The organism is Staphylococcus sp. Mo2-1 (genome assembly GCF_046721385.1).
Taxonomy (GTDB): Bacteria; Bacillota; Bacilli; order Staphylococcales; family Staphylococcaceae; genus Staphylococcus; species Staphylococcus equorum_A.
This window is the reverse complement of the sequence record NZ_JBEUUK010000001.1, coordinates 1,776,549-1,788,854: the sequence shown is the minus strand read 5'-3', so window position 1 is coordinate 1,788,854 and position 12,306 is coordinate 1,776,549. Positions and strand designations below refer to the sequence as shown.

Annotated in this window: 8 protein-coding genes and 3 pseudogenes; 7 read left to right on the top strand and 4 right to left on the bottom strand. The window is 32.0% G+C overall.

The genetic code is table 11. The features are described from left to right. Positions 1 to 281 precede the first annotated feature (281 nt). On the top strand, positions 282 to 1,760 hold the full coding sequence (gene mqo, locus ABLV95_RS09170) for a malate dehydrogenase (quinone) (protein WP_460875422.1): 1,479 nt from the start codon (positions 282 to 284) through the stop codon (positions 1,758 to 1,760). Between the two features lie 89 nt (positions 1,761 to 1,849). Here mqo and ABLV95_RS09165 read toward each other — a convergent pair whose 3' ends face one another. Further along, positions 1,850 to 3,217, bottom strand: coding sequence for a HAMP domain-containing sensor histidine kinase (locus ABLV95_RS09165; protein WP_427706593.1), 1,368 nt, complete (start codon positions 3,215 to 3,217; stop codon positions 1,850 to 1,852). Continuing rightward, positions 3,210 to 3,884, bottom strand: coding sequence for a response regulator transcription factor (locus ABLV95_RS09160; RefSeq protein WP_069817568.1), 675 nt, complete (start codon positions 3,882 to 3,884; stop codon positions 3,210 to 3,212). Before ABLV95_RS09160 ends, ABLV95_RS09165 begins: the two co-directional genes overlap by 8 nt. A gap of 155 nt (positions 3,885 to 4,039) precedes the next feature. Between ABLV95_RS09160 and ABLV95_RS09155 the strand changes: the two are divergent. After that, positions 4,040 to 5,091, top strand: a pseudogene (locus ABLV95_RS09155) (ABC transporter permease). Next, the gene (locus ABLV95_RS09150; RefSeq protein ID WP_002506847.1) at positions 5,091 to 5,759 is read left to right on the top strand and encodes an ABC transporter ATP-binding protein; all 669 of its coding nucleotides are present in this window, start codon (positions 5,091 to 5,093) and stop codon (positions 5,757 to 5,759) included. Before ABLV95_RS09155 ends, ABLV95_RS09150 begins: the two are co-directional and overlap by 1 nt. A gap of 206 nt (positions 5,760 to 5,965) precedes the next feature. On the opposite strand, the gene ABLV95_RS09145 is transcribed toward ABLV95_RS09150, so the two are convergent. Further along, on the bottom strand, positions 5,966 to 6,937 hold the full coding sequence (locus ABLV95_RS09145) for a YdcF family protein (protein WP_427706597.1): 972 nt from the start codon (positions 6,935 to 6,937) through the stop codon (positions 5,966 to 5,968). A 216-nt stretch (positions 6,938 to 7,153) separates the two neighbouring features. On the opposite strand from ABLV95_RS09145, the pseudogene ABLV95_RS09140 reads away from it, so the two are divergent. The 3 genes and pseudogenes from ABLV95_RS09140 to ABLV95_RS09130 all read left to right on the top strand — a co-directional run bounded on the left by ABLV95_RS09140 (position 7,154) and on the right by ABLV95_RS09130 (position 10,867). Further along, positions 7,154 to 7,619 (top strand): annotated as a pseudogene (locus ABLV95_RS09140) (MarR family transcriptional regulator). A gap of 395 nt (positions 7,620 to 8,014) precedes the next feature. Beyond that, positions 8,015 to 9,406, top strand: a complete 1,392-nt coding sequence (locus ABLV95_RS09135; RefSeq protein WP_427706599.1) for a zinc ribbon domain-containing protein — start codon at positions 8,015 to 8,017, stop codon at positions 9,404 to 9,406. A 248-nt stretch (positions 9,407 to 9,654) separates the two neighbouring features. Further along, positions 9,655 to 10,867: pseudogene (locus ABLV95_RS09130) on the top strand (multidrug effflux MFS transporter). Positions 10,868 to 10,981: 114 nt separating this feature from the next. Here the strand turns inward: ABLV95_RS09130 and ABLV95_RS09125 are convergent. Further along, positions 10,982 to 11,530, bottom strand: a complete 549-nt coding sequence (locus ABLV95_RS09125; protein WP_285323694.1) for a TetR/AcrR family transcriptional regulator — start codon at positions 11,528 to 11,530, stop codon at positions 10,982 to 10,984. Positions 11,531 to 11,658: 128 nt separating this feature from the next. Between ABLV95_RS09125 and ABLV95_RS09120 the strand changes: the two genes are divergently transcribed. Further along, entirely contained in the window at positions 11,659 to 12,306 is a 648-nt protein-coding gene (locus ABLV95_RS09120; protein ID WP_460875418.1) for an HlyD family efflux transporter periplasmic adaptor subunit, read from the top strand.

The following is a 12,306-nucleotide window of genomic DNA, read 5'->3' as shown; positions in this document are numbered from 1 at the left end:
ATTAACGTCTTTTTAGAAGATATAATAGAACTTTTATTTAACAGTTTGGTTAACACATATTAACAAAATTTGTGTAGAATTACTGAAAGCCCTTTTTTCATAGGGCAATTACGTATATAATTAGAGAAGTATAAAGATATATTTCGTTATTTTTACATTTTAATCAATTATAACGGCAAGGTTTTTTTATTTTTTAGTTATAGAAAACGCTTCATCCCATTTTTTAAAAGGATAAAGATAACGTTTCTATAAACATATATAAAAGGGGGACTGTGTTTGTTATGAGCACAAAACATAGCAAAACAGATGTCATCTTAATCGGTGGCGGTATCATGAGCGCAACATTAGGAACTATATTAAAAGAACTCGCACCAGAGAAAGAGATTAAGATGTATGAAAGGTTATCTACACCAACAGAAGAAAGTTCTAATGGTTGGAATAATGCAGGAACCGGTCACTCTGCATTATGTGAGCTGAATTATACAAAAGAAAATAAAGATGGTTCAATAGATATAAATAAGGCCGTAAAAATTAATGAACAATTCCAAGTTACTAAACAATTTTGGAATTACTTAGTTAAACAGGGTCAACTTACGCGACCTGAGGCGTTTATTAAGCCTGTACCTCACATGAGCTTTGTACAAGGCGTCCGAAATGTAGATTTCTTAAAAAGACGTGTGGAGAGATTAAATAAAAACATTCTATTCAGTAATATGGAAATTACTGATAATAAAGATAAAATAGCTGATTGGGTGCCACTGATGATGGAAGGTCGTACATCTCATGTACCAGTGGCAATGAGTTATGATAAAACTGGCACAGATGTTAACTTCGGTGCACTAACTAAAAAGTTATTTGAAAACTTAGAAGAAAAGCAAGTTGAATTGAATTATGAACATGAAGTACAAGATCTTAAACAACGTGAAGACGGTGTTTGGGAGATGAAAGTTAAAGATTTACAAACAGATATCGTGACATTTGTTGAAAGTGATTTCGTGTTCATCGGGGCTGGTGGGGCAAGTTTACAATTGTTACAAAAAACAGGTATTAAAGAATCTAAACATGTTGGTGGATTCCCTGTAAGTGGCTTGTTCTTAGTATGTAAAGATGAATCTATTACAACGCAACATCTTGCTAAAGTATATGGAAAAGCTTCAGTAGGAGCGCCACCAATGTCAGTACCACATTTAGATACACGTTACATAGATGGCAAACGTACAATATTATTTGGTCCATTTGCAGGATTTTCACCTAAATTCATGAAAACTGGTTCAAATATGGATTTAATTAAATCTGTGAAGCCAAATAACTTAATTACAATGCTGTCTGCAGGAATTAAAGAAATGAGTTTAACAAAATATTTAATTTCACAACTTACCCTTTCAAATGAAGAGCGTATGGAAGACTTACGTCAATTTGTTCCTAATGCTAAGAGTGAAGATTGGGAAATTGTTGTAGCCGGTCAACGTGTGCAAGTTATAAAAGATACAGAAAATGGTAAAGGAACATTGCAATTTGGTACAGAAGTTATAACTTCTGAAGACGGTTCATTGTCTGCATTGTTAGGTGCGTCGCCTGGTGCTTCTACAGCAGTAGATATTATGCTTGATATGCTTAAACGCTGCTATGGTGAAGAATTTAAACAATGGGAAGATAAAGTAAAAACAATGGTACCTTCATATGGCATGAAATTATCAGATAATGAAGCACTTTATACGAAATTGAATAAAGAAATCACGAAAAATCTAAAAATAAATTAATATTGCTTTAGCATTGATATAATAATAAGAAATGAAAATAAGCGCACGGCTAATCTAGTATCATACTAGGCTAACCGTGCGCTTTTAGTTTAACTTTTACGGATTTCGATAGAGAATGTAGTGCCCTTATTTTTTTCGCTTACTATGGATATCGTACCTCCATGTAGTTCAAAAATGGCCTTAGCAATAGCAAGGCCTAAGCCATTACTGTTGTCATGGTTACTTGCTTTATAAAAACGTTCGAACAAACGAGATTGGGTTTCTTCAGTCATACCCTGACCATCGTCTGTAATCGTACAATTGATAGAATCTAAATCTTGTTTGAGCATAATATCTATCGTGCCACCTTGAATTGAATATTTAATGGCATTTGTAATGAGGTTTTGGAATGCTTGATGTAATAAGCGTTCGTTACCAATCATTTCAATATTCTCTAAATCTGACATAATGATTAAATCTTTTTCATTGGCAGAAAATTGTTCATGGCGAATAATTTGTTTTAAAAGTTGGTTAAGTTCAATGTGATCTTTAAATTCAAGATGTGCACCATTATCAATTTCCGATAACAGTAAAAGTTCTTTTGTTAATTCGCTAAGTTGTGTAGTGATTTGGTAAATATCATCAATATAGCGCTCACGTTCTTGATCACTCTTAGCGAATTTGAGCTGATCAAGTAGATGATGAACATGGGTTAATGGTGTTTTTATTTCATGAGAAACGTTCTGAACGAAATGTTGTCTCATATCATCTAATTGTTTTAATGAAAGTCTCATTTTATCAAATCGGTATTGTAACGTGCCTAATTCATCTTTACGGGTGATCTTAATGGCCGTATCAAAATTACCTTGCATAAGACGTTCTGTCGCATTTTTCAATTGTTGAATGGGTTTGATTAATGTATAAGTTGAAGAAATAACTAGAATGATAGAGATAATGAGTAATAACGATATTAATATCGCTAAGAATATTCTAAATTCACTAAATGTTTTACCAATATCTGGTCTCATGAAGACAGCATAGTTTTGACCTTTGGATTCAAAAGCAATACCTACTGTGTTTTGAGTAGTGTTTTCAAAAAAACCAGTAATAATAGGCGCGTAAGGTAAATTTTTAATACCATGATAATCTTTACCGTTTAGTACGCTTTGAACTTCTTGTGGAGCTATATTATCTTTTCTGAATGGTTCACCATAGTATGTTCTTTTTCCGTTTTCTGAAATAGTCATAATTTGGTAGTTCATTTCACCTAAATGTTTGAAAAATGGTGGATAGCTATCTATTTTTGATTCATTTTGGTATTCCATCGAATCTTTTAAAGTACGCATAATTTTTGCATCATTATTTTCTTTCAAAAAATTATGATAAATAATATTTGTACATAAAAAACTGACTGCCGCACTGAAGAGCATAACAACAATGGTATACACTGCAATGCGTGTATAGAGTGATTTAAACATGATCATCCACCTTATAACCCAATCCACGCACTGTATGAATTGTTACTGATGCTTCCAATTTTTCAAGCCTTTTTCTAAGACGTTTAATGTGAACATCGACAGTGCGTTCATCACCTTCATAATCAAATCCCCATATTTTTTCTATTAAATCATCACGGTTAAAAACTTGTCTTGGATGAGAAGCAAGGATAAATAGTAATTGGAATTCTTTATTAGGCAAATTCATCGTTTTAGATGCTGTTTGTAATTCTAAATACGCTTGATTAATCGTCAGGTTGCCAATAGTAATTTCATTATTAGCATTAATATTATAGCGTTTAAGCACAGCTTTAATTCTGAAAATAAGTTCTTTCACTTCAAAAGGTTTCGTGACATAGTCATCCGTGCCTGTTAAATAAGCTTGCTCTTTATCGCTTAAAGCATCACGTGCAGTTAACATGATGACCGGCATATTGTAATCTTCTTTTAAAATCTTACAAAGCTCAAAACCGCTCATGCCACCCATCATAATATCTACAATGGCAATGTCTACTTGATTGGATTCAAGGTAGGATAATGCATCTTCAGCACTTGATTGCGTAATTGTTTCTAATCCTTCACGACTAATATAATTAGAAACATACTCTAAGATTTTTTTGTCATCATCGACAATTAGACAAGTTGTCATGGGCAATGTCTCCTTCTTCATTTTAATGTCATTATAAACGTTACTAAATGACTTAACAAATAACAAAAGTTTTTAAAAATGAACATGAGTTCATATTGAGTTCACATAAGGAGGATAAACTCTAGATATAAGTTTTAGAGAAGGAGTGGGAAATAATGAAATTAGCATGGCAGGAGATTAAATATTATAAATTCCGTTATATTTTAATTATGTTAATCATTTTATTACTAGGTGTTATGGTCTTATTTATTAGTGGACTAGCACAGGGGTTAGCGAGAGAAAATATATCGATGTTAGACAACATGAAAACTGAAAAATATGTTTTACAGGACAATAAACAACCACAAATTGAGAAATCAATTATCAAACCAGAACACCAAAAAAAATAGAAGATATTACAAATCAAGAACCATTAAAATTAGCGTCACAAACATTAAAAATTAATAAAGCCGAAGAAGATGTTGTGATGATTAATACAGTAGATAATGACAAGCCTGAATTGGCAGAAGGTAGTTATCCAACAAAAGATAATGAATTTGCAATCAACAGCAAGCTTACTGCCGAAGGTATAAACGTCGGTGACATGGTTGAAGTTAAAGATGGTAAAGAATTAAGAGTATCAGGTGTTATCAACGATACGATGCATTCACATAGCTCAGTCGTGATGATGAATGACAGTGGTTTCGACAACTTGAACAAACAAGTGAGTACAGTTTATCCTGTTAAAGACTTAACAAGTAAACAACAAGATGAAGTAAATAAAATCTCAGATGTCAAAGTATTTACACAAGATGATATTACAAGTGAAATACCAAGTTATCAAGCAGAGCAAGCGCCATTAAATATGATGATTGTAAGTTTATTCGTGATTTCAGCGATCGTACTTAGCGCATTCTTCTATGTTATGACGATTCAAAAAATACCAGAAATCGGTATCTTAAAAGCAATTGGAATCAAAACAAAACATTTATTAAGTGCATTATTAATTCAAATATTAATTACTACTATGATCGGTGTATTGATTTCTGTCGGCTTCGTGAGTGGTTTATCATTAATTATGCCAGTATCGATGCCATTCCACGTAACAGCATCTAATCTATTATTAGTTGTAGGCGTATTTATTGTAGTGGCAATTATAGGTGCGGTATTATCATTCATTAAACTATTTAAAGTAGACCCTATTGAAGCAATTGGAGGTGGAGAATAATGAGTTTACAAGTAAAAGATATTAAAAAAACATTTGGTAAAGGTCCATCAGAAACCCCAGTATTAAAAGGAATAAACTTTGAAGTGAATGATGGAGAATTCGTAATATTAAATGGTGCGTCAGGTTCAGGTAAGACAACATTGCTTACTATTTTAGGTGGTTTACTCTCACAAAATAGTGGTGACATTTTGTATAATGGTTCTCCGTTATATGCAGGAGATAAAAAAGCATCAGAATTAAGATTGAATGAAATTGGATTTATATTTCAATCTTCACATTTAGTACCTTATTTAAAAGTGAAAGCACAGTTAACGACAATAGGTAAAGAAGCCGGAATGTCTAAAAATGATGCTAATCAAAGAGCGGAAATGTTATTAAAACAAATAGGATTAGAACACCGTTTAAATGTATTTCCACATATGTTATCTGGTGGGGAGAAACAACGTGTAGCGATTATGAGAGCATTGATGAACAATCCTAAAATTATACTTGCGGATGAACCTACAGCAAGTTTAGATGCAGAACGTGCAACTGAAGTTATTCACATGATTAAAAATCAAATACAAAGTAAAAAAATGATAGGTATAATGATTACCCATGATAAACGATTATTTCAGTATGCAGACAGAGTAATTGAATTAGATAATGGTGTAATAGTGAATTCATAGACCATAAAAGTTCAATTCAGTCAGCCACTGACAATATAAAACAAGAGGTTGAGACATGTGATATGTCCCAGCCTCTTGTTTTTTTACGTTCTCATTCATCTTATGTTTATTGCCAATAATTAATGCTTAGCACTATGTCACGTTGACCTATTTGCTAAATTGATATTTTTAATTGATTTAAGTTGGTTGTTTTTAAAATTATATATCTACAGAGTAGGGATATGCCACAATGCAAAAATACAAGCAAAAAACAATGTAGCGAAGTAGACTGTTAGCAATAACTTGTATTGATACATTAATGCTAAAAAATCTCTAATTAAAGCAACTTCAAAAAAGTGATAGGGCGTATGACTTCCTACACCTGTTAATTTAAGGTCTAACTTTTGGCCGAAGCGGACTGCACGCATAATATGAAATTGACTTGTAACACAGACGATCTTAGGTTTTATATTAAATGACTGTTGTATCAGTGATTTTGTAAATTTAATATTTTCGTATGTACTCGTAGATGCATCTTCCATTAAGATTTGATTTGGATTCACGCCACGGTCAACTAAGTAACGAAACATGGCCAAAGCTTCAGATATAGGTTCATCCGGACCTTGTCCGCCACTTACGATTAATTGCGCATTTGGTTGTTGATTAAACAAGGCTAATGCTCGATCTAATCTACTAGCTAGCATAGGCGTGACATGTTCATTAAAAATACCTGCACCTAAGACGAGTATTGTATCAAATTTTGCAATGTGTTGCTGATTTAAATAACAAGAAGCGCAAGATACATAACAAATAAAAGTGAAAATTGCGCTAAAGGCAATCGTTGCTAACCATAGAAATACAACATTAAATGCAAACGGTAGCAAGCTAATGTAGGCACAAGAAAGTGTGAAAACAATGACTTTAAAAGATAAGCGATAGAGTCGTTTTAAAAATAGCGCGCTCATACGATATTGCAGTATATGTTTGTGTTTTATATGTACTAATAAGAAACCAATAATCATCACAACAATGATATCTATAGGGATATGATGAGAAGCAATACGTAATATAATTACAATATAACCTAACATTACCTGGGAAATAAAAATATTGATATTTGCAAAATATTTTAAATTTAAATACATACTTACGAAAATAAGTACTGTCAGTATACTACAGAGTAGTGCCAGAATATTCATGTTTCACCCCAGTATTTTATAGTATATTAAATGTAGTTGAATCTATTAAAATAAGCAAATGTATAAAACGTTACTATTAATATTAAGCAATACACAACATCCATAAATGGATGCATTATATATTTTAACTTTTATAGAAGTTAAAATATTGATACTATTAATATAACAAATAACAAAATGATATTACATATAGTGGAGATTGAAGAGGTGCAACCAATGGTGAAAAATTTAAGTAGTCATATAGAATTCATGGGAGAATTCATAGATGATGTAAATACATTATTAGCTAAATTATTAAAGGCGTTAAGAGAAGAGTACAATGTATCAAAAGAACAGGCAAACGTTATTTTAATGCTTGAAAATGGAAAAGCGATGACTTTAACAGAAATAACAGAACGTCAAGGCGTAAATAAAGCTGCCGTCAGTCGAAGAATAAAAAAGCTAATTCAAGCTGAGGTTGTACAATGGGATAAATCTGAAGATACAGGCGATCAACGATTAAAATATATTAAATTAACTGAGAAGGGCAAACAGTTTAATAGAAAAAGTAAGTCTATTATAAATGACATAGTGAGTGATATGCTCGCATGATTTATCAGATGATGAAATTGAACAAGCACGTTATGTATTGGAAATCATTGATCAAAGACTGAAGAACTTTAATGTCAAACATCATTCGTAACATTAATTAATATTAGTATGGTAGGACGAATCTAAAAACACAGCAAGTTATAATTAGATAAATATGAGTCTTATTAAGTGGCTGTTAGCATCCAAGCTAGGGTGACTAGTAGTCTGCTTTTATTTTATGAATTATTTAGTTATAAAGTTTGTAGATATATTGTTTTGAACAATGGATGATCCAATGACAGAACTGAAGCATTAGACTAAATGCGTATATCAATTTTTAAGCAAGGCACATATAATAAATATTATAGCTATTAAAATATACATTATAATACTTCAATTATGCATAGGTATAGTAATTTATACAGTATTAATCTGACATATAGTTTCAACCTATAATGTGTTAAAATAACGGGATAGTGTAAAAATCGAGGGTAAAGAGGTGATAAAATGCAAAAATGTCCAAAGTGCGGAGAAAACATAAGAAATGGGCAGAGAAGGTGTAGTCATTGCGGTTATCGAGCAAAACAAGACGATTCAGAAAAAATGACGCGCTCTACAAAAACAAATAAAAACACAGCAAACATTAACGCACGTAAAGTTATTCCTTTGGGGATTGCATTCTTTATCCTTATCTTACTGATCATTGTTTTTTTCTTAGTAAGAAATTTTAATTCACCTGAAGCACAATCAGAGATTATAATAAATGCAGTAGATAATAACGATACGCAAAAACTTTCAACGCTTTTGAGTACCCAAAATAACAGTGTTGATGAAAATGAAGCTGAAGCTTATATTAAATACATAAAAAATGAAGTTGGAATGGATAACTTTGTGAAAGATGTAAATAGTAAAATTGCGAAATTGAACCAAAATGATACAAAGAATTCAGGTTTTGTCACAGCCAAAAATGGAGAAAAAGTTCTGAGAATCAGTAAAAATGGAACACGTTATTTAATATTTGATAATATGAGCTTTACTGCACCAACTAAAGAAGCAATTGTGAAACCTAAACAAAAAACAACTTATAAATTTAAGGCAGATGATAAACAAAAAACAGTAGTTGCTGAGAAAAATAAGCCAACTTCTTTAGGTAAATTTATTCCAGGTGATTACACACTTGAAGCTAAGAAAGAAATGGAAAACGGTCAATTCAATGGTCACCTTAAATTCAACTTTAATAACAGCAACAATGAGTCAGTTGATGTTATTGAAGATTTTAACGAGGCATATGTACAAGTTGAATTAAATGGTGCATCCGAAATAGATACAGATTCAGTTAAGGTGAAAATCAATGACAAAGCTTATGATTACGCAAAAGCTAAAGAATTTGGTCCATATCCTAAAACAAAAGATATAACAGTATCTGCTGAAGGACAAGCGAAGAAGAAAACATTTAAGTCAGCAGAAACAACAGTGAAAACAGATAACCTCAAAGATAAAACACAGGTTACTTTAAACTTTGATGATGATGAAATTGAGAAGTATGTTGAGGAAAAAGAAAAAGAAGAAAATAGTTTTAGAAATAAGGTGTCTCGTTTTTTCGGTGAATACACTGCGGCAATGATTAGCGCACGCAGTCAAAGCAATTTTAATTTAGTATCATCTTATATAAAGAAAGATAGTGAAAAATATAAGGATACTAAAAAGGACGTTAAATCTAATGAACTATTCTATCTTCAACAACCACAAATCACTGATATTGTAAAAGAAGGCAAAACATTCTACGTTACGGGCCAAGCATTAAAAGAAGATGGCCAATATGGTGAGGTAGAATATCAACTTGAAGGTAATGACAAAGCGAATGATTTAAAAGTAGTGAAATACTCAGAGGAAAGTTAAATATTTGAAAATTTAATGCAAAACGTACTTTTTATAGTTACCTTGTGGGAGCAGGAATACGATATCAAATTTTGATTATGTATTCCTCGCTCCCTTTGTCTTTTACATATCAATTTAACTTCATCTATTTAAAATTGCGTTCGCAAAGGCTATAATAATAGCAATAAACTTTATCTTATAATGATATGATATAAAGTATTAACTAAGTAGCTAAAATTGCTAGAGCTTCAACATTGGGGAGAATAGAAATGTCTAATTATCAAGAGCAAAATAAGAATTCCTTACTGTTTGTTATTATCTTAGGCGCGTTGACTGCGATAGGGGCATTATCTATTGATATGTTCTTGCCAGGTTTGCCGCAGATACAATCAGATTTCAATACAACAACATCTAATTCACAACTTACATTATCTTTGTTTATGATTGGTTTAGCATTAGGTAATTTATTTGTAGGTCCGATATCAGATGCTATAGGACGAAAGACACCACTAATCGTAGCTATGGCGTTATTTACTTTGGCAAGTATAGGTATTATTTTTGTTGATAATATTTGGTGGATGATTGCCTTAAGATTTGTACAAGGATTTTGTGGTGGAGCAGGAGCGGTGATTTCAAGAGCGATATCAAGTGATCTGTATACTGGAAAACAATTAACTAAATTTTTAGCGTTACTTATGCTAGTAAACGGTGTTGCACCAGTATTAGCACCAAGCACTAGGGGGCATCATTTTATCATTTTCTACGTGGCGGATGGTCTTTGTCATATTAACTTTATTTGGTCTGCTTATGTTATTTGGAACGATATTTAATATTAAAGAGTCATTGTCAACTGAACAACGAGATAGCCCACATCTCGTAAGTATTTTCAAAAGTTTCAAACGGTTATTAGCAACGCCTCGATTTGTATTACCTATGCTTATACAAGGTGTGACCTTCGTTGTTTTGTTTAGTTATATTTCTGCATCTCCTTTTATTGCACAACGCATTTATGACATGTCTGCTCAGCAATTTAGCATTATGTTTGCATCTGTAGGTTTAAGTCTCATTATCTCTAGTCAATTAACAGGTAAGTTAGTGGATTATATTGATAGACAAGTTCTTTTACGTGTATTAACAATCATTCAATTAGTGGGTATTGGGTGGATAAGCATTGTTTTGTATATGCATCTATCTATCTGGCTATTGTTTATAGGTTTTATTATTCTTGTGGCTCCTGTTACAGGAGTAGCGACACTAGGATTCTCAATTGCAATGGATGAGAACACAGGTGGCAATGGAAGTGCGTCTAGCTTATTAGGATTAGTTCAATTCTTAATAGGTGGCCTTGTATCACCACTAGTAGGTGTAATGGGGGAAGATAGTTATATACCCTACGTTACAATTATATTGATAGTAGGGGTATTATTGATGATACTTCAAATAATAAATTATTTTGTATTTAAACGTGTAGCACCTAAATAGTAAATTGGTTAAAGAGAAAATGAAAAACGGCTGTTAGATTCCTTAGTGGATACCTAGCAGCCGTTTTTCATTTATGTACTTTAGAAATATCGTAATACGAAAGTGATTACAGTATTAACGCCCTAATTTAATTGCATTTGCAAGTAAAATTTGTGCCATTTCATTTGGTGATTCAATACAACCTTCTCGTATCCAATAATAGATAATACCAAGCTGTCCCCCAATAGCATACGTAACAAACTGTTTTTTATTTGCCACGGTCGTATAATCATCTAACATTTTTGTATAATTGAGTTTGGTTTCTTTAACATAATCGCTAAATAAGTCACGATTTGGATTTGTGACAAATATTGCGTGAAAGAAGCCATAATGACGATGGATATAGCACAAAATAATTTTGAAAAATTTATATAATTTCTCGTAGTTGATTTCTGTATGTTCAAAGCTATTGTATAAGACATCTAATAATTTTATATACTTCTTTAGGTGATAAGTTTGAATTGTAGATAAAAGCTCATATTTATCTACGAAATAATCATAGAATGTCGTTCTGTTAACGCCACTATAAGCGCAAATCATTTTAATAGTAATATGTTCAAATGGATGTTCTTCTAATAGGATAATCATATTTCGAATGATTTTATTTTTAGCTGTCTGTCTCATTTTATCTCCTTCAAAATAACATATGATTACTTACCCGACACATTTAGTAGAAGTGTCGGTGTTTTTTTATTTAGCATGACTCTATAATATATAAGGTGAATTTTAAAAGCAAATAGGAGGAAAGTGTAATGAAGAAAATGGTGTTAATTAATGTCATTACCATTGTAGTTCTTGTAATAATAGGAGTAGTTGGTTTCCACTTTTATAATCAAGCTACAGGATTTGTCAGTACAGATAATGCCAAAGTTGACGGAGAGCAAATTAAAGTTTCAGCTCCATCAGCAGGCGAAATTAAATCTTTTGACGTTAAGAATAATGAGAAGTTAAGTAAAGGCGACAAAGTTGCAGAAATCGCAGCAAAAGGTGAAGATGGCCAATCACAAGATATGGATATTAAAATGCCCCAAGATGGAACGATTGTAAAAACAGATGGTATGGAAGGTTCAATGGCGCAAGTCGGAACGCCAATTGCCTATGCTTATAATTTAGATGATTCATACATTACTGCAAATGTTGATGAAAAAGATATTGCGGATGTTGAAAAAGGTAAAGATGTAAATATAACACTAGACGGTGAAGATGCTGAGCTTAAAGGTAAAGTAGAAGAAGTTGGTAAAGCAACAGCTTCAAGTTTTTCAATGATGCCTTCAACAAACAGTGATGGTAACTATACTAAAGTTTCTCAAGTAGTACCTGTAAAAATCTCACTAGATTCAAAACCATCTAATAATGTTGTTCCAGGAATGAACGCTGAAGTCAAAATTCATAAAAACTAA

What these genes read in the sequence shown, in the direction of transcription:
- mqo (WP_460875422.1), top strand. Translation starts at nt 282, where the DNA reads ATGAGCACAAAACATAGCAAAACAGATGTCATCTTAATCGGTGGCGGT.
- ABLV95_RS09160 (WP_069817568.1), bottom strand. Translation starts at nt 3,884, where the DNA reads ATGACAACTTGTCTAATTGTCGATGATGACAAAAAAATCTTAGAGTAT.
- ABLV95_RS09150 (WP_002506847.1), top strand. Translation starts at nt 5,091, where the DNA reads ATGAGTTTACAAGTAAAAGATATTAAAAAAACATTTGGTAAAGGTCCA.
- ABLV95_RS09135 (WP_427706599.1), top strand. Translation starts at nt 8,015, where the DNA reads ATGCAAAAATGTCCAAAGTGCGGAGAAAACATAAGAAATGGGCAGAGA.
- ABLV95_RS09120 (WP_460875418.1), top strand. Translation starts at nt 11,659, where the DNA reads ATGAAGAAAATGGTGTTAATTAATGTCATTACCATTGTAGTTCTTGTA.
- ABLV95_RS09125 (WP_285323694.1), bottom strand. Translation starts at nt 11,530, where the DNA reads ATGAGACAGACAGCTAAAAATAAAATCATTCGAAATATGATTATCCTA.
- ABLV95_RS09165 (WP_427706593.1), bottom strand. Translation starts at nt 3,217, where the DNA reads ATGTTTAAATCACTCTATACACGCATTGCAGTGTATACCATTGTTGTT.
- ABLV95_RS09145 (WP_427706597.1), bottom strand. Translation starts at nt 6,937, where the DNA reads ATGAATATTCTGGCACTACTCTGTAGTATACTGACAGTACTTATTTTC.